At 51.5% G+C, this 16,251-nt stretch carries 13 protein-coding genes; 9 read left to right on the top strand and 4 right to left on the bottom strand.

Annotation, left to right across the window (positions count from 1 at the left end; genetic code table 11):
* The first annotated feature begins 6 nt into the window (after positions 1-6).
* Positions 7-498, top strand: coding sequence for a DNA N-6-adenine-methyltransferase (locus E0E47_RS14540; RefSeq protein WP_004293602.1), 492 nt, complete (start codon positions 7-9; stop codon positions 496-498).
* A gap of 84 nt (positions 499-582) precedes the next feature.
* On the opposite strand, the gene E0E47_RS14535 is transcribed toward E0E47_RS14540, so the two are convergent.
* Genes E0E47_RS14535 through E0E47_RS14525 form a run of 3 tightly spaced genes read right to left on the bottom strand, consistent with a single transcriptional unit; the run spans position 583 to position 3,097 of the window.
* Positions 583-1,347, bottom strand: coding sequence for a metallophosphoesterase (locus tag E0E47_RS14535; RefSeq protein WP_004293601.1), 765 nt, complete (start codon positions 1,345-1,347; stop codon positions 583-585).
* Positions 1,344-2,126 (bottom strand): hypothetical protein, encoded by a 783-nt coding sequence (locus E0E47_RS14530; RefSeq protein WP_117513717.1) that lies wholly within the window; start codon positions 2,124-2,126, stop codon positions 1,344-1,346. The genes E0E47_RS14535 and E0E47_RS14530 overlap by 4 nt, the downstream gene beginning before the upstream one ends.
* Positions 2,120-3,097, bottom strand: a complete 978-nt coding sequence (locus tag E0E47_RS14525) for a hypothetical protein (RefSeq protein WP_004303975.1) — start codon at positions 3,095-3,097, stop codon at positions 2,120-2,122. The genes E0E47_RS14530 and E0E47_RS14525 overlap by 7 nt, the downstream gene beginning before the upstream one ends.
* A gap of 224 nt (positions 3,098-3,321) precedes the next feature.
* On the opposite strand from E0E47_RS14525, the gene E0E47_RS14520 reads away from it, so the two are divergent.
* The 5 genes from E0E47_RS14520 to E0E47_RS14500 all read left to right on the top strand — a co-directional run bounded on the left by E0E47_RS14520 (position 3,322) and on the right by E0E47_RS14500 (position 10,117).
* Positions 3,322-3,678 (top strand): hypothetical protein, encoded by a 357-nt coding sequence (locus tag E0E47_RS14520; protein ID WP_008860783.1) that lies wholly within the window; start codon positions 3,322-3,324, stop codon positions 3,676-3,678.
* 11 nt (positions 3,679-3,689) lie between these two features.
* Positions 3,690-3,875 (top strand): hypothetical protein, encoded by a 186-nt coding sequence (locus E0E47_RS14515; RefSeq protein WP_004293597.1) that lies wholly within the window; start codon positions 3,690-3,692, stop codon positions 3,873-3,875.
* A gap of 93 nt (positions 3,876-3,968) precedes the next feature.
* Positions 3,969-7,811: a phage tail tape measure protein gene (locus E0E47_RS14510; protein ID WP_130894032.1), complete on the top strand. Its 3,843-nt coding sequence runs from the start codon at positions 3,969-3,971 to the stop codon at positions 7,809-7,811.
* A gap of 12 nt (positions 7,812-7,823) precedes the next feature.
* Positions 7,824-8,801, top strand: a complete 978-nt coding sequence (locus tag E0E47_RS14505) for a DUF6046 domain-containing protein (RefSeq protein ID WP_004293595.1) — start codon at positions 7,824-7,826, stop codon at positions 8,799-8,801.
* On the top strand, positions 8,792-10,117 hold the full coding sequence (locus E0E47_RS14500; protein ID WP_004293594.1) for a hypothetical protein: 1,326 nt from the start codon (positions 8,792-8,794) through the stop codon (positions 10,115-10,117). Before E0E47_RS14505 ends, E0E47_RS14500 begins: the two co-directional genes overlap by 10 nt.
* A gap of 9 nt (positions 10,118-10,126) precedes the next feature.
* Here E0E47_RS14500 and E0E47_RS14495 read toward each other — a convergent pair whose 3' ends face one another.
* A complete protein-coding gene (locus E0E47_RS14495; RefSeq protein WP_232038463.1) occupies positions 10,127-11,317 on the bottom strand; it encodes a toll/interleukin-1 receptor domain-containing protein in 1,191 nt (396 codons plus the stop codon).
* Positions 11,318-11,398: 81 nt separating this feature from the next.
* On the opposite strand from E0E47_RS14495, the gene E0E47_RS14490 reads away from it, so the two are divergent.
* From E0E47_RS14490 to E0E47_RS14480, 3 genes are read left to right on the top strand one after another with little or no spacing between them, the layout of a single operon-like run.
* Positions 11,399-12,289, top strand: coding sequence for a hypothetical protein (locus tag E0E47_RS14490; RefSeq protein WP_004293592.1), 891 nt, complete (start codon positions 11,399-11,401; stop codon positions 12,287-12,289).
* Positions 12,286-13,974: a hypothetical protein gene (locus E0E47_RS14485; RefSeq protein ID WP_130894030.1), complete on the top strand. Its 1,689-nt coding sequence runs from the start codon at positions 12,286-12,288 to the stop codon at positions 13,972-13,974. Before E0E47_RS14490 ends, E0E47_RS14485 begins: the two co-directional genes overlap by 4 nt.
* Before the next feature lie 3 nt (positions 13,975-13,977).
* On the top strand, positions 13,978-16,248 hold the full coding sequence (locus E0E47_RS14480) for a hypothetical protein (RefSeq protein WP_117677917.1): 2,271 nt from the start codon (positions 13,978-13,980) through the stop codon (positions 16,246-16,248).
* The last annotated feature ends 3 nt before the right edge of the window (positions 16,249-16,251 follow it).

Here is a 16,251-nt window from a genome sequence, read left to right as displayed (position 1 = left end):
GCTGTCATGGATGTAACTTTCGAGGGGAAATCTTCTACCGGAAAGAACGAATGGCTCACGCCTCCCTGCCTGCTTCGGAGGCTGGGGCCGTTCGATTTGGATCCGTGTTCGCCCGTAAACCGCCCATGGGATACGGCGCGACATCACTATACCATTGAGGATGACGGCCTGCAACAACCCTGGTTCGGACGTGTGTTCTGCAATCCTCCCTATGACACTGCACTGATTGTCCGGTTTATCCGCAGGTGTGTCGAACACAGGAATGCCGTCGCGCTCACTTTTGCCCGCACGGACACGCGCCTGTTCCACGAACTGATATTCCCAAACGCCGATTCAATACTCTTTATCAAGGGACGGCTCAGTTTTTACCATGTTACGGGGGAACAGGGTGGTACGGCCGGAGCGCCGTCATGCCTGATCGCCTTCAACAAAGAAAATACCGCGGTTCTGGAAACATGCGGTATCGACGGGAAGTTGGTGAAGCCACGACTTCAATAGTCAACCATAAATTTGTTACATAATAACCCGTCTGTTTGCCGGATATTGACCTTGGCTGACAGACGGGATTTATGTATGGCAGACTTAAATCGAAATATGCGCTTCCTTATCGAATGACGTATGCTCGTTACTGAACACATAGCCCAACTGGTTGCATATGCACCGGGTGTTTCCGATGACCTTATTGATATTGCGGTGCGAGTGGCCATATATCCAGTATTCAATCGGACTGTCTGCAATGAAACCGCCAAGCTCCACGGTAAATGCCCCATTGAGCGGACTGCCCTTGAACTCCGGCGCCATCAGTTCGAATGACGGTACATGATGAGTGGCGACAATGAGATGTCTGGCAGTACTTTGTTTTACGCTCTGTTCCAGAAAACGGAAACAGCGCGAATGTTCGTCATTGAACCTTGTCCAGTCCAGCGGTTCGCTGCCGTAACGCATCCTGCGGAAATCTGTGATGGCTGCCTCAGTTTCATAGGCATCCTGCAACAGGATATGTGACCACAGTGTGGTAGCGATCAATTCTATATCGTTACCCAATGGGATAACGGCATTATAGTGGCAGGTGATGTTTTCCCTGATTTTGAGCGACCAGCCGTTATACAGCTTGTCTATGTCGAACATCTTGTAAAACTCGTGGTTTCCGGGAACCACGATGACCCGGCTGTAATTTCCGGAAGCCCAGTCCCAGAACGGATGTCTGGAGTAGTTCTCATCTCCGATATATCCTATATCTCCGGCAAGGACAAGCACTTCTCCGGCAACAGCCAGCGGGTTGTGCTTCAAAAAACTGCTGTTCTCCCGAAACTCGAGATGCAGGTCGGATGCGTATTGGATTCTCATTGTTGTGTTATGAAATTGGCTTCAAGTTGTTCCAATAACTGTTCTCCGGAAATGCTTTTAAGTCCTGCCGATTTGAAAAAATCAGAGTTTGGCACTTCTTCTTTGACAGCCAGGCAAAACCTGTCAACATCTTGTTTAAGCGAATCAGGAACTTCGTAGGTGTCGGCAGGAGCAAGCATGGCAACCAGCCGGAATACATCTTTCTTGTGCTTGACGATATGTTTGCTGTCCACTTGTTCTCCATTGCTTTTCCGCTCGGTCATTTCTAAATAGGCCCTGCATTTCAGACAGATAAGACTTTCAATGTTCGCAATATGTACGCCCTCCTCCAACGTGCTGTGTTCAATGGTATAATTATAATAGTCATCATCCATCAAAATGGCTGACAGACTTGACAGGTCATCATCAACCGGAATGGGGGTAATGTGGGCATCGTCCGGGAATTTGACAACCCCGATATTTCGTGAAAAGAGTTCTATCTGATACGGGAAATCCGGATTTCCCGGTTCCTTGAACCTGTAATATTCATGCCTGCATTCCCCGTTCCCGGTTCCCTTATTCCTTTGTCTGTACCCTGCGGTTTTTACAAACTCCCAGAATTTTGCAGCAAAATCCGAAGACAGCGCCTCCACAATCAGTATAATGTCTATGTCCTTGGTCGCCCTTGGAGTTTGTGCATATATTTCTTCATACATTTCACAGGCAGTACCACCTATGATGACATAGTTTCCTTCATATCCGGTGAAAAACTCCCTGAATTTATCAATTCCTCTTACCATATCATATTATTTATCATAGTTTCCAATTCTATTTGAATGCGTTCATCATCCATATCCTTCATGGCCAGAAATAAAGACAATTTGTCTACAATGCCGTTTTTTGAGAAAAAACATGGATTGTAACGCCATATCTCTATGCGGGTCTCGCCATATTCCTTGTCTGTCCGGATTTGCAACCGTCGAGCTTCTTCTTTTGCAATGGCATAAGTGTCATTTTTTTCCTTGTTCAGCATTGAATATTCCGACAAGGCATTTACTCCACTAATACAAAATACTTCATCAGGCAGACTATCGGTATATACAATCCGCTCGATGGGGTTTGCCAGGAACGGCAACATCCTGTCCCATAATTCACGCTTTTTGAACTGAAATATCATACTCTTTGTCTTGCCGCCGGATAAAGCGATAACTTCTTTATCTTTCAGCCATCTGACCGCCCGGTTTACATTGGCATACGACACGTTGAAAAGATCTGCAATATCATAAGTTCCTTTCCCTTCGAGAGACTTTACTTCAAGATGATAAAGGATTATGCATTGGGCAATTGCAGGAATCTGCGTTTCTTCACCTCCCCCGATATTATTTTTATGCGGTTTCAAATCTATCAACAAATCCGGTATGAACATTTGCTTTTGCGGTATGATGAAATTTACACGATGTCTGACAAGACGCCGTACATTATAGGCCGCCACTGTACGCAATACAAATATTACCGGGCATTGGGCTTTTCGCTCAACCAGTTCTTTTTGTTTCCGCATCTGCCCCGGAGTATATGCAGAACTGTCTGCACTATACAGAAGAACTACGTCATGCCCCAACAAGTTAGCCGTACAAAATGTATAACCGGCAGTAATATTGGCTGGGAATGTATGCAAGACATCCTTTTCGACCGGCCTGATGTCCGCCCTCAAATCAAGCAATTCAGCGATGTACCGGCTTGTCACATCTATAAAATCATCTATTTTGCACATAATCATTTATGTTTGAGAATATGCAAAATTAACGATTATATACTATATATCAAAGAAATATATGAAATATATTCAGCGAAATTTCCTTTAAAGACTGATCTGGGAATATCAGGAGCAAAGAAGTTTTTTGTATAACATATGGATTACAAGTGAATAAGAACCGTGTCTTCAACCTTTCCACGATTCTTTGTCCTACTCTTTCGGTGAATCAAAACAAATTCGATATGGACGAAAAAATGCTTTCATTGGAACAGGAGATCAAGATCAAGGAAAAAGCCCTCAAACTGAAAGAGGAGAAGAAACTCCGCAAGATTTGTCCGATGGTCGTTTTCGGAGACACCGCAAACGGCGAGAAAGAGATTTATGTGGCCTACATGTCCGAACCGAGCTTTCCGCAGTTCAGCAAATTCATGGCCGCTTCCAAAAAGGACGAGGTAATCGCCATGCGCACGTTGGCCCGCGACTGCTTCGTGGACGGAGATAAGGAACTCGTGGACGACGAGTCGCTCTTCCTGTTCGGTCTGATGGGACAGCTTTCCGAGCTGATCACCACCCGCCAGAGTGTCCTGGTAAACTTATAAGCCGGTGGGTAGTGACCGACGAGCAGCGCATCCGCCAGCGGATGATCTATGTCCGCCACTACTTTCCCGGCGTCAACCTCGACACGATTTCCGACGAGGAGTTCGCGATGCTTTCCGAAGAGGCGTTGTGGCTGCACGAGCAGATGCTCATCAGCCGTATGCCCGTTCCGATGTCATTGCCGGAGAGGACTCCTTGACCTGCCGCCGTAAGCTTCCGGTTTGCGGCGGCCTTCGTTTCATAATCTCCGCCCTTGCGGAAAGACTATTCTTTTAACGCAGTACCCATTACCATGGCTCAGGAACAGAACTATCAGGTCAACTACTCCATCAACGTGGATGCCTCTCAGGGCACCAAGCAGGTTATCGCCTTCGGTGAGGCGGTAGGCAAGCTGGTACAGGCGAAAGCGTCCCTGACTCCGGCCGTCACGAACATCAAGAATATGATGGACGAGATAGACCGCGTGTTCCGCACCAAGAACGGCAAGAAACGTAATTTCGATTACCGCCTGACCATCGATACGAAAAAAAGCGAAGAGAAGCTGGAACGTATCAAGGGGTTACTCACGGATATTTCCACGCTTTCCAAAGGCATCAGCCTGACCATCAATGCCGGTCAGGCTTTGGACAGCAAGAAAATCAAGGCCAACGCCAAAAGCCTTTACGAGAAAAAGGCTGCCGAGATGCGCAAAGCGGAGATCGAAAAGAATGCCGCCTCGTCCGTTGGCACGATGGCAGACGCGCAGAAACGCATTACCAAAGCCATCGGGAAAATCAACTCCGCCCTGGTTTCCATGGAACGTGACCGGGAACTGCAAATCAAGACCGGGACGGCGGAAAACAGGTTGCAGCAGATACTTTCCCTATTGGGTCGTATCAAAAGTGCTTCTGTCATTTCTTTCAACATGCAGGGAGGCATACCATCCGAAGGACTCACACCTTCCGTTCCGGTGCCATATGCTCCGCAGGCCTTCGTAATGCCCGAAAAGGCCCGGCAAAAACTGATGGAACGGCTTTATGCAGGACAGCAGCTGCATCGCCAGAAACTGGTCCACGCGGAGGAGCTCTTTACCGCAGACCAGCGCCGTAAGGCGGCTCTGGCAGAAACCGCCGCGGCGGAAAAGCGGCGTGCCGATGAAGCGCGGGCTAAAGAACGGGAGTGCAAGAATGCCGCCCGTGCTGCGGAGAAAATACGCCGGCAGGCAGAACAGGCACGCCGTAAGGCAGAAACGGAACGTATAAAGGCCGAGCAGGCTGCAAGACGGCAGGAACAGCGCAATGCGATGCAGTCCGTCAGGCTCATGCAGCGGGAACATACTGCAGCCGGTACGCTCTACCGCAGTAAACGCCGTGCCGCCATCAACCGTATCCAGTATTCGAAAGCGCCGTCACTCAGGAACCTCCCGTTCGCTTCGATGCTCAATGCCTATATGGGTTACAGCCTGATCCGTTCGGAACTGACGAAGGCCATCGACTATTCCAACATCATGGAATCGGCACATTCCATCCTCCGTGTGGCGGACAGCGACCTCAAGACATTCGAGACCCGTTTTGACAGTATGGCCCGTCATGTCCGTAAAATCGGCATCGACACGAAATACACAGCCGTGGAGATTGCCGGTGCCGTCAAATACCTGTCGATGGCGGGCATGAATATCGAGACAATCAACAAGTCCATCCGCCCGATCACGAACCTGGCACTTATCGGTGACAACGACGTGTCGTATATCGCCGACCTGGCCACGAACATCATGGCCGGTTATGATATCCATAACGACAGCATGGACAGCGTGGCGGACATTATCTCCTCCACCATTTCCCGCTCGAATGTGAATATCGTGGAGATGGCGGAGTCATACAAGATGGCTGCCGGTTACCTGCGTATGGCGGGCGTGGACTTCACGGAAAGCAGTGCCGCCATCGGTCTTTTGGGCAATATGGGTCTGAAGGGAACGCTGGCGGGAACCTCGTTGCGTGCTCTTTCCACACGTTTTGCCAAACCTACCAAGGAGGCACAGGAAGTTCTGGACCGCCTGGGCATCCGGTTCACGGAAATGCGCGACATCGAGGGGGTGCAGGTCGAGAAACTCCGTCCTATAGCGGACATTTTCGAGGAATTGAACAAGAAGGGCGCGTCGATGGCGGATGTCCAGGCAATCTTCGGGAAAATTGGCGGTAACGCGGCGATGATGTTCCTGAAGAACTACGACAAACTACGAGAACTGACTTCATATAACCGGGGGTCCCAGGGCGTTTCCTCAGAACTGGCATTGGTAAAGCAGAATACGACCAAGGGATTGTGGGCGCAGGTGACCTCCCAGCTGACCGAAGGGTTCATGCAGGCATACGAGGTGTTGGAACCCTCTATCCGCACTGTGCTCCGCACTTTTCTGGCAAAGTTCAAGGCTCCGGAATTTACCCGTGGCCTGGTGTCCATCGGGAATGCCTTGTTGGACATCTTCACCGTGATCGGCAATATCGGCGCATGGGTGACCCGCAATTTCCATTGGATAGAACCGCTTGTCTTTACAGGCGTTGTCGCGACCCGGCTGTTCAAGGTGGCGGGAGCCCTGACGAATATCGGCATCGCCATGGGGTTTATCGGCAAACAGTCTGCGGCCACGACATCAATCAGTGTCGTGCAGGGGCTGCTGGGGGCGGGTGGTATCGGTAAGGTTTCGTTTGCCCAGAAGCGGGCCATCGTGTCGGCCATGCAGTCCGCAGGCGTGGCGGGACGGGGAGCGATGAACCGCGCCTTGATGGCCGGGGGCGGTGTCATCGGAGCCAAAGGAGTCCTGCAGTCGCTGTTTGCCACACAGGTGGCTACCGGCAGCGGACTGACCGGTGCTGCCGCCTCGTTGAGTGCCATCAGTACAGGCGCGGTTGCCGCCACGGCAGGTATAGCCGCATTGGTCGGGACTTTGGGATGGGTGGCTTACAAGACCTGGAAGATAAAGGAGGCGAAGGATGCCGTACTGGAAGAGATCGAATCGAACCGCAAGTACCGTTATCCGTCCATAGAGGCACTTTACTCCTCCCTGAGCGAGACCTATAACATGGCTGTCAAGACAAAGCGTGCCGTGGACGAGGTCGTTGCCGGCAAAAGTATCGAAGAGGCTTCGGGACATAAAATCGGAGCCTTCACATCCAACTGGTGGGCCGGGTTCTTGGGGGAATTTGCCATCGCTTCATCTGAGGGGATGGTATCGCGAGACCATGTGTATAACATGGACAAAGCCCGTCAGGATGACATAAGGGATGCGCTTGTCACCCTTGCCAAACGCGACAGCCAGACACGTATCGATGCCGCGTACGCCGAGTTCGGGAAGATGGGTACGGTATTGGAAGTGGACGCTTTCCTCAAGACGGTAAAGGAGCGTTTCGGGCAACAGGAGAAGGATCTCGACAAGTCTTTGTGGCGTATGCAGGATGGCAAGGCCGTCTATGTGAATGATATCGGGGACAGGTCGGAAGCGGTTGCCGCCCGCACATACGACTATGCCCGGTACATGAACACGCAGACCGTTCCGGAGATTGTGCGTGCCGCCACCGCTTATCGGAATGCCATATCGAGTGCCGCCAATGCGCATGAGCTGATGCGTAAGGGAGGGTTCGACTTTGACCAGTTCAGGGCCTGGGGATTCGAGCAGGACGAAAACGGGCTATGGAAACAGCGGGCACTGGGGCAGAACGCCACCGATGCGCAGCGTATAGACAACATCGCGCATCGCAAGCTGGCACATACGACACTCGTGAAGTTCTTTTCATCGCTCCGGCAGACTTTCGGAGGTTCGGCGGAGGCAGCCGAGAACATCCTCCGCGTGGCGGGCTTCACTCCCGACCAGTACGGCAACGAACCGGATTCCAACGATACACGTCCGTTTGCTGTCAACCCGATTACCAACACGCATCTGGATGACGGAGGGGCCGGCGGCAACTATTCCGGCACGGGGCGGTTGTCCTCGGCGGCACCTAAACAGGTCATCGTGAACATAGAGAGCCTGCTCAGTGTCAGGACCATCGACCTGATGAAGTCGAAGGAGGGGCAGACGGAAGAGATACAGAACCTGAAAGAACAACTGGCACAGGCGCTCATCGATGTCGTGCATGACTTCGATGCCTCCTGGAACGCATAAAATGAAAGGATTATGGGAAGACTGATACAAATCGCGGCCTCGACTTTGTTGAGCGGAGGCATACTCAACCACGGTTCGCTTGGCGGATACATCAGCAACGCCACGCGTCTGGCGTTGGGCATGGGGCTTGCCGAATTGCAGGACGGGCAGGTACATTACTTCTCCAGGCACCATGACCTGCTCAAACGGGCAGCCATACAGGTTGCCTCGCAGACGGCTTACGGGTTGCTACGTTCCTATCCCCGATACCTCAAATACTGGGAACAGCAGGTGCGGGACAAATATCTTCAGACACAGTCGCAGTCCAGCCTTGCGAACAAGACCGGACAGTACTACCAGCTCATCAGGGAACAGCAGGCGGTGGCGCAGAAGAAAAACCATATCGATTCCATCGTCGGCCGGACAGTGGCGGATTTTCTGGAACTGTCCATATCAGAGGAGGGGAAGTATTATGACAACAGCGAGTGCAAGGTTTTGCCGAACAGCCGGTATGGACTGGTGACATTCGTGGACCTGGGACCGCAGGTACAGGTCAGCAGCCGGAACAATATCCTGCTGACCCGGGTACAGGGGCGGGACTATACCCGCAAGGAATATATATCCGGGGGTGACCTCGAGATTACCATCAACGGCAAGATCACCTCCAAATACCCGGACGTGTATCCCGAGGCGGAAGTGTCCAAGTTTATCAGGCTGGTACAATACAAGGGTGTCATCGATTGCGACAACACGGTATTGCGCCAGTTCAACATTTCACGGTTGATTATACAGGGCTATACCTTACAGCCTACGGATTGCCGGAACGTGCAGCCGTATTCGCTGAACTGTGTCGCCGTGGAGCCATCGGAAGCCGTGGAACTGAAACTGGCGGAACAGGAAAAGGTGGACACGGCCATCAAGCACACGAACAAGTGGATCAAGTATGTTAAATTCGGTACGGAGGTCATCGACCCCGCCTCGTTGCTTAAACTGACACGTTTATGGGTATAGCTGCAATGGATATCCTCTGCTGTCGCATCACCATCGGGGATGCCGACCCATCCAATCCGATGAGGATACAGAACGGCGTGGAGATTACGGAAGTCCAGTCGCTCGAAATCAACGAGAGTTACAAGAAGCTGATCGGAACGGCCAAAGTGATATTCCCGAAAGGGTCGGTATGCCGCTCCACGATTATCGGGAACGTGACATTGGAGGGCAAGGACGTGTCGAGGATAACGACGGAGGTGATGCAGGACGGTGTCATCATCGAGAAACGCAGCGCGCAGCGTCTGGTTGACGAGACGACATTCAAGGTCGGACAGCGCATCAATATCAAGCTGGGCTACAACGGCGTGCTGAAAAATATGTTCGACGGATACATTACCGGATACAATTCGGACAGCACGCTGGAAATCCAGTGTGAGAATATGGCCTACAAACTCAAACTGAAACAGGCACCTCATTTCGAGACCCCGGCGAAAGGGACGACGGTGAACGAGGTGCTGGAAGGCAAGTATAATATCCTGAAAGATACCGGCTTCAGGATACACTCGGATACGAAGCGGTTTGAGATACATATCGGCAAGGTAAAGGTCACGGACAACTTCACGGTAGCGGATATCCTTTCCGAATGGTCGAAGTACAAGGTCTACTGTTTTTTAAAATACGATGCCGATGATGACGGGGCCATACCGTCCATTGCCGTCGGGCGTCCTTATTCGTCCAGCAAGGCTCAGCCGGTATTCCCGGAGGATGAATCGACAGGACCGTACAGGATATACTTCAACGAGCATGTGGCGCAGAGCAACCTGAAAGTGGTCAAGACCGATCCGAAGTTTTTGGCGGTGACGGGCAAGGCACTCGGGACGGATGAAAAATTCTTTGAGGTGACAGTACGCATGAATCCTGAATACGACCCGGCGACGCCGGGCAGCAAGGAGTTTCAGACGGTCAATGCCACGCAGATTTCAAAAAAGACGCACAAAGTAACGGGCAACACGACGGCATCAGGAGCGAAGACCAGGACCAAGGTGGATTTATCCACATATACCATCGTACCATATATGTCACCTCATGTCGGAATCAATTCCGACCGGCTTGTAGAAGAGACGACGGAATACTTTCGGAATTACAATCTGAACGGAATCACCGGCAATGTGACAGTATTCGGGGATTTCGGACTGTCTCCTGCCGTACAGGTGGAACTGATCGACTACCGTAATCCTTCCAAGAACGGCGTATACCTCGTGGAAGAGGTAACGACTACTTTCGGGGTGGGTGGATACAGGCAACAACTGAGTATTCCGTATAAAATTAGGAAATAAGATTTACCGTTATTCAACAGGAGGAATTTCTATCAATGGTTCTTCGTTTATTACCTTGATAATATTCGGAAGTTCGCTATTGTATTTATCGTCAGTAGAGCAATCAAAACCTTTTCTTCCACTAATGAAATCCGGTGTCGAAGTTTCAAAAGACCCTTTGCGTACAACCGGTATAAATTTAGTGGTTCCCTGATTGTTATATATTTCATGTGATATTATACCCCCTTCATAAGCGGCACCTCCTTTACCGGATTCAGCTTTCTCTTTATACTTTGGAGTCAGAATGCACAGAACTTTAGTTGCCTTACGGATGCTTTCAAGCATAAATTTAGGCAAGTCAGTTCCATGAGGTTGATACTGGTCTATTTGAGCATCAATCCCTCGTCTTCGCAAATCTTTGGCGAAAGTTTGAATCCAATTCATAAAGACATTGTCTTCTACCTCCCACGCATACGAAATCAACACAAACGGCTTGTTTTTATTCACAATTGGTTCTTCCGCCACTTTATTGAGAATTTCAGGCAGAGGCGTATTATCGATTGTAGGAATGTCTACATCTGCCCAAGGATTCAAAGCTTCTTGTATCGCATCTTTTGGAGTATTCATTAGCAGCAGCCTGTTTATTTTGATAGACAAATCTTTGAGGAATTTTTGTACATCATTCTCATCAAGAGCTAAAAATAAAGTCCTATACCATTTAATTCTTGATGTAAATCCTTCCTTTTCCCGCAATTCTGCCATATATTCCCCATATGTATGAGGTAACGACAATGTTGTTAAATATGGCCTGATTGTATTATAAAACAATGGTCCATCTACATACAGCGGCGCATAATCATTTTCTTTGTTCGATCCGATAATATTCCAAAGCTGTTCATATATATCTGATCTACTGGTCTCTTTTTCATAAATTGTCCGCTCAAGGGAAATTTTAGGAATAACACACTCTCCCCCATTTATAACATCGGCACCATTCTCCGTAAGAGCTATAAAATCTCTATCTTTTAAGTAGAGATAGCCATTATCAATGAGGGTATTTACCAGGAAATACAATATACCCAATTGATTACGAGTAAATTGCTTTTCAGCTGCAAATCTAAAATTTCTGAGCATGTTACCTTGCCCGGCTTTAAAGCATCTTGATTTTTGAAAGAAATCAAATATATATGTAATATAGGATTCTAAAATTTCTTGTTTCATAAGTAATATCATTGTCTTTGCAAAAGTACAAAATAATTGGCAACCAATAAACTATGCTCCTCCTATTCTTTCAAAAAACTCATGTCTTCAGACAAATCCAACCAGTTGCTTATCCGTGAGGCTATCCGCAAGATAGCCTTGGGACGGAGTATGGAGCGTATCAATCTGGCTCCCGGAGGCATGTCCGGTATCGGTACGGCCCGCATGATACACGGCTATGTAGCCAAGATACACGACAACCCCTCGGACGAGGAGTTTTCCGACTACGGCGGTACCATTGATGTCGGCGAGTACCCGGACGAGACGGCCTCCGCCGAACCTGTTATCCATAAAGGCGTGTTGCTCTCGGCCGCCACCAACAGCGAAGGCGGCTTCCTGATCGTCCCCGCACTTTTTTCCGACGTGACCATCTTCATGGATGCCGCCACCCGTTATGCCTATGTGGTTAACTTCTCCCATGTGGATATCCTGCGGCTCAATGCCCGCACGGAAACCGTCATCGGCGTGACCGAAATGGAGGAACTGGATCCGGAAAACGACTCTTCCCCGGACTACGACGAACTGGAAACCACCGGTAACGAGACCTCCACCCACTATACGCCGACTGCCGTCACAACAACCGTCAGGAATGACAAGGACAAGGAAGCGACAACCGTTATCGATGCGGAAAGCATCACGCATACGGTGGACAAGTCTGAAGTCAGACAGACAGCAGATAAAGTGGTACAAAAGGTCAATTCCACGACCGTTGCCGTTGCCGACAACAAGGTGACGCTCGGTGACGAGAATGCCACCGAGCCGCTGGTTCTGGGTAATGAGCTTGCCCGGCTGATGCTCGACTTCCTGACGGAATGTTCGAAAATCATGACTCCCACACTGATGGGCACGATGTCGCCGATCAATATGCCGAACTTCATCTCGCTGACATCACGTATCCAGAAATTTCTTTCCAAGACCAGCTATACCAAATGAGCGTACAACTGCATCCCGATATAGAAACCCTCGACAAGGAGAGCCTGTGCTATTCCATCTATGCACAGCTGTACCATAACTTTTTCAATGCCCAGCAGAAAAAGGACGACGAGCATCCTTACGGCATCGAGGAAGGCGACGAGACCAGCCTGAGACTGAAGAATACCGCTTACGGTTTTGCATCCGCCATTGCCGGAGCCGTTACGGGAGAAGGCGGTTCCGGAAGCGGTGGCTTGCTGTTGGATTACCTGAAAAAATCGGGCGGTGACATGACCGGCAAGCTCAGTGCCAATTACGGTTTCGAAGCCGGCATTGGAAACACCCGTATCCTGGAAACCTATTCGCAGGACATTACCGATCCGGAAGGTGTGGTAACTGCCATCGAGTACGGTATCAGGATTACCGGCAACCTGAAAGTCGGGGGCGACAGCCTGCATATCGGCGGCAGGCAGTTGCTCCGTTACGACGCGGACAAGGCCACCGCTACAATCAACGCTTCCCATATAGACTTTCTGGATGCGACGGTACATTCCAAAGGGGCATGGATTATCGGGGACGAGGATACAGGAATATCCATCTCCCCGACACGGCTGGCCGTGGGCGGGCAGGATGTCTATCATCGTGGCAACGCCAATACGGACACGGTGGATTGGATGATGCGGGACGGCATGGTGAGACGGAATCTGACGGTGCGAGGGAGTACGGTCATGGATGGCGGACTGAAAGCCTTGCAAGGCGTGGAACTGGGCGACAAAGGGAAATGTCTGCTTTCGTTTTCGGAAGAGGATGTCGCGCTCGGCGGGTTCCTCTCGTTCCTGGACGGGTTCGGCATCCGGATCGGAGATGTTTCCGTACTGCTCTGTACCGACAAGGACAAGATACAGCTCGGGAGTATCGGTGGTGACCTTCTTTTAGGCGGCGACCATACCCCGAAGATACGCCTGTTCTCTGGCATATCGGACGTGGACGGCGAGTGTCTGATGCTTTCCCCTTACGGAAAGGCTTGTTTTCCGGGCTCGCTGACTGTCCGCCACAACTACGGCGCCGACCTGCTCTCCTCATACCGGGTAGACACTTCCGATGAAGGTATCGTTATCCACAAGCGCTTGCGGATGGGCACAGCAGAGGGATTTATGTTCACAGGCGACAGGGAGCGCGTATCGCTTTCTTCCGAGGTAATCTACGAGGAAGAGGACGTAAGGACGGCTATCCCTCACAGCACGGATTTTTCACACCGTCCGTCCGTGAGCTGTTATGCCCCGCAGAACCGTCACAGCGAATCGTTCCATATCCGCACCGATGCCGATTTCGTTACGGTCGCTGTTCCGTTGGAAGCAGCCGGGCATATCGGAATCCATGCGTCGCCCACCCGGATTACTGACAGAATCCTATACTTGACAGAGGCGTTACGCCTGCAAGCGGTGGAGGACGGTATCCGGCATTACGGAAACAGCGTCTTTACCGGGTCGCTCTCTTCGGAGTTCTTTTCCCCGGGCCTTTCCGGAAGCGGATGGGCTGTCCGCCGGAACCGGACGACAGGAGGCGTCTCCGCCACATTCGACGAGGTGGTGGCCCGCCGTAAGTTCCGCGCCTATGAGTTCGAGGTCGAAAAGACTTCGGTAACCAACGGTTCCTTCTGGATCAGCGACAGCTGTTCGGGAGACACCGTGGAAAAACTGTCATAATCCATGTCCGTATTCCGTTATCCGACATACAAGATCCGTATCGCCCCCGACTCGCAGAAGACACAGGGACTGCAAGCCGGGGATATCATCCGCAGGCAATATGCCGAACGGGAGCGTACCGTCTATTCGCTGATGTGCGTGACAGAAACCGGAACGGAGCTTGTCGGAGACAAGGACGCCCCTTATTTCATCGGGGCATTGCTGGACGGGGACGAACCGCAGGGCGGTGAACTGCTGGACTTCGTGCGGATTACCAACCTGTTCGATACGGCACGTAGCGGCGCCTTGTACCTGACGGCTTCTGACAGCGATTCACCCTATATGGATGTCATCGACGGCATGGCGACCGAACGCTCCCTGTGCTATCCCGTCATGGACGGAGGCATGGCGGGAGTGCCGGACAAGTCCAGGTACGCCGTTTATGGCAGCATGCTGCAAACGGAATATCTGGATGCCGATTCGGAAGCGACACGCATTGTCCGCATTATCCGCAACGCGGAACCGGCAGGAAACGATTCCTTCGGGCTGATGCTGACATTGGAAGAACCGGTCGGATACCCGGAGCGCCTGCTGGTATCGTTCAAGGTCAGGTCTTCCAAAACATCAGGTTCCGTACCGATCCGATTCGGCTATACGAACCGTGAAAAGACGGATGCGGAAGATGAAATCTCCATCGGCCGGGAATGGAAGTACAAGTTATGGGTCATCACCGTGGATTACCCGGCACAGTACAGCCGGAGCCTGTTTCTTGACCTGACATCAAGCCTGGCCTCCGAGTGGGACTGGTGCGAGGTCGCCGACCTGAACATTGTTCGTCTTGCCTCCGTATCCGCTTTCAGCGAGGCGAGCAAGGCCCGTGTGGGAAAGGTCAGCGGCATCATCGATCCGGTCTTCGGCATGTTGGATGGTTACGGGGCCTATTTCCAGAATCTCTATGCCACACGCAATGTCAATATAGCCGGCACGCTTACCGCGGGAGACGAGAACGGTTTTTCAAGCACGTTTTATGTGGGCAAAATCCACAAGAATGTCATACCCGACAGCCTGTCCTGCCGGTTCAGCCATTCGGAAGAGCTGGATGAAACATCTCCCGCCGGACTCGGGCGGTGTGTACGGATAGCCGGAGACAGTCTTCTTGGTGCGCAAAGTGCCGCCTGGCGGGAGGCTCATACAGGAGTCTGTTATTGTTTCTCAGTCTGGATAAAAGCGGAAGATACGGCAGCCATCCGGTTCTATCAGGATGAACATCTTGTCGGTGATCGGACGGTGGCTGCCGGTAAAGGATGGGTCCGTTATAATGTCCCGTTCCTCATACGCGGGTCAGATTCCCCCGTCATGTGTCTCGGCATTGCCGCTTCCGTCCCCCTGTCGTTGTCCGCCCCTCAATTGGAGGCCGGAAGGAACGTGACCCCCTATCAGGCGACCGATGAAGCCTTGTCCTACACGGACGATTACGGTGCCTGGTTCAATAAGGGAGGTATCGGGGGTACCATACAGAATCCCCTGTTGCGGCTGAACGAAGACGGCTCGATCGTTTCACGGGACGGTTCTTTCGTCATCCATCCGGACGGGACGGGCCATTTCGCCTCGGGACGGTTCAAGTGGGGCAAGGATACCATCGAACTGCGCGATGTGACCATCCGCTGGGAAGACCTCGATGAGGAGGCGCAGGAACTGCTCAAGCCCCGTTCCGTCTCCCTGACAGGCGGCACGGCGTTCCATTTCAAGGACGAGCTTTCAGGCGCATGCGAGCCGGAGAATATCCCGCTTGTGGCGACCGAATACAATTTCGAGCCGGAAAGTCGGCAGTGGGAATACCTTGCCGTTGACGGCATATGGAAAGATGCCGGATGCAATGCCACCGTATTTGAAATGACACCCCCGTTTCATGGCTGGGAAGGGCGCGACGTGCTGACCCTCCGCTACACGGCAACATACCGTAATGAAAAAATCAGTGCGACCCATACCTTTTTCAAACTTTACGACGGATCTCCCTCCTATACTGTTTATGTGGAGTCTGAAAACGGCACGACATTCCGCAACGGAATCGTCTCGACGGTACTCCGTGCCAGGGTGTACAGGGGCGGTGAAGAGATTACATCGCTCATTCCCGACGGCAATTTCCGCTGGATACGGACGAGCCGCGATACGGAGAGTGACAGGATATGGAACGCCGCACCGCGTTACGGCAGGGAGATAGAGATAACCGGCGGGGACGTGTGGTGCAAGGCCGTTTTCGACTGTGAAGTGAATATATCAACAACATTACAATAAGCA

Source organism: Paraprevotella xylaniphila YIT 11841 (assembly GCF_900683745.1).
Taxonomy (GTDB): Bacteria; Bacteroidota; Bacteroidia; order Bacteroidales; family Bacteroidaceae; genus Paraprevotella; species Paraprevotella xylaniphila.
This window is presented reverse-complemented; position numbering and strand designations above follow the sequence as displayed.

Excerpts from the sequence above, each read along its gene's own strand:
- E0E47_RS14540 (WP_004293602.1), top strand. The coding sequence starts at position 7 with ATGGATGTAACTTTCGAGGGGAAATCTTCTACCGGAAAGAACGAATGG.
- E0E47_RS14535 (WP_004293601.1), bottom strand. The coding sequence starts at position 1,347 with ATGAGAATCCAATACGCATCCGACCTGCATCTCGAGTTTCGGGAGAAC.
- E0E47_RS14530 (WP_117513717.1), bottom strand. The coding sequence starts at position 2,126 with ATGGTAAGAGGAATTGATAAATTCAGGGAGTTTTTCACCGGATATGAA.
- E0E47_RS14525 (WP_004303975.1), bottom strand. The coding sequence starts at position 3,097 with ATGTGCAAAATAGATGATTTTATAGATGTGACAAGCCGGTACATCGCT.
- E0E47_RS14520 (WP_008860783.1), top strand. The coding sequence starts at position 3,322 with ATGGACGAAAAAATGCTTTCATTGGAACAGGAGATCAAGATCAAGGAA.
- E0E47_RS14510 (WP_130894032.1), top strand. The coding sequence starts at position 3,969 with ATGGCTCAGGAACAGAACTATCAGGTCAACTACTCCATCAACGTGGAT.
- E0E47_RS14505 (WP_004293595.1), top strand. The coding sequence starts at position 7,824 with ATGGGAAGACTGATACAAATCGCGGCCTCGACTTTGTTGAGCGGAGGC.
- E0E47_RS14500 (WP_004293594.1), top strand. The coding sequence starts at position 8,792 with ATGGGTATAGCTGCAATGGATATCCTCTGCTGTCGCATCACCATCGGG.
- E0E47_RS14495 (WP_232038463.1), bottom strand. The coding sequence starts at position 11,317 with ATGAAACAAGAAATTTTAGAATCCTATATTACATATATATTTGATTTC.
- E0E47_RS14490 (WP_004293592.1), top strand. The coding sequence starts at position 11,399 with ATGTCTTCAGACAAATCCAACCAGTTGCTTATCCGTGAGGCTATCCGC.
- E0E47_RS14485 (WP_130894030.1), top strand. The coding sequence starts at position 12,286 with ATGAGCGTACAACTGCATCCCGATATAGAAACCCTCGACAAGGAGAGC.
- E0E47_RS14480 (WP_117677917.1), top strand. The coding sequence starts at position 13,978 with ATGTCCGTATTCCGTTATCCGACATACAAGATCCGTATCGCCCCCGAC.